1 protein-coding gene is annotated in these 1255 nt (G+C 72.4%); it reads left to right on the top strand.

What is annotated here, in order from left to right; translation table 11 throughout:
- Positions 1 to 1082, top strand: a 1082-nt coding sequence (gene mnmA / locus G6018_RS01655; RefSeq protein WP_182638547.1) for a tRNA 2-thiouridine(34) synthase MnmA, incomplete at its 5' end; no start/stop codon positions are given.
- Between the last annotated feature and the right edge of the window lie 173 nt (positions 1083 to 1255).

Here is a 1255-nt window from a genome sequence, read left to right as displayed (position 1 = left end):
CCGCTCGCGCCGTGGCCGCCGGGCACGAGGTGGTGGGGGTGCACCTGGCCCTCAGCGCGGACCCGGCGACCCTGCGGACGGGCTCCCGCGGTTGCTGTTCGCGCGAGGACGCCGGTGACGCCCGCCGGGTGGCCGATCTGTTGGGCATCCCGTTCTACGTCTGGGACTTCGCCGAACGGTTCAGGGCGGAGGTGATCGACGACTTCGTCGAGTCCTACTCCCGCGGTGAGACCCCCAATCCGTGTCTGCGCTGCAACGAGCGGATCAAGTTCGAGGCCCTCCTCGACCGGGGGATGGCACTCGGGTTCGACGCGGTGGCCACCGGTCACTACGCCCGGCTGTCCTTCGAGGAGACCGGCGCCGGGCACCGACGTCCAGTCCTCCGCCGGGCGGTCGATCCCGACAAGGACCAGTCCTACGTCCTCGGCGTGCTCACCCCGCAGCAGCTCGCGCACTCGATGTTCCCGCTGGGGGACTCCCACAAGTCCGAGGTCCGTGCCGAGGCCGAGGCGTCCGGCCTGCCCGTCGCGACCAAACCGGACAGCCACGACATCTGCTTCATCCCCTCCGGGGACACCCGTGCGTTCCTCGGCGCGCGGATCGGTCTGCGTCCCGGGGCGGTGGTCGACGCCGACACCGGTGACGAACTCGGTCGGCACGAGGGCGTGTACGGGTTCACGGTCGGCCAGCGCAAGGGACTGGGCCTGCCGGGTCCGGCGGCCGACGGTCGCCCCAGATACGTCACGTCCATCGACGCCGGCACCGGCACCGTGACCGTCGGGGGATCGGATCACCTGCTGTCCCGGGGGATGACCGCGACCTCGCCCTACTGGCTGGTGGACGACGCCCTCCGCGAGACCGAGTGTCTCGTGCAGATCCGCGCCCACGGTGAGGCGACACCAGGGCACGTGAGACGGGTGGGGGACGGGCCGGACGCCAGGTTGGAGATCTCCCTCGACGAGCCCGTGCGCGGCGTCGCACCCGGCCAGGCGGCCGTGCTCTACCGGCCCGAGCCCGGAGGCGACCGCGTCCTGGGAAGTGGCACGATCACCGCGTCCGTCCCGGTCGCGGGCACCCCGTGACCGCCGTCGAACCGGGTCACACCGGCCCCGGACCGATGCGGGGTGTCGACCCTCGGGAGGCCGCGCGGGTCGTGCTGGGTGAATGCCACGGGATGCCGTTCCTGCCCGAACTGTCGGACCGGGGCCTCGGAGCGGATCAGGTGGGCAGGACCCTCGCCATGCTCGCGGACCTC

It is taken from the genome of Dietzia sp. DQ11-44, from assembly GCF_014145205.1.
Taxonomy (GTDB): Bacteria; Actinomycetota; Actinomycetes; order Mycobacteriales; family Mycobacteriaceae; genus Dietzia; species Dietzia natronolimnaea.
The sequence above is the reverse complement of the archived record's forward strand: the minus strand, read 5'-3'. Positions and strand labels throughout refer to the sequence as shown.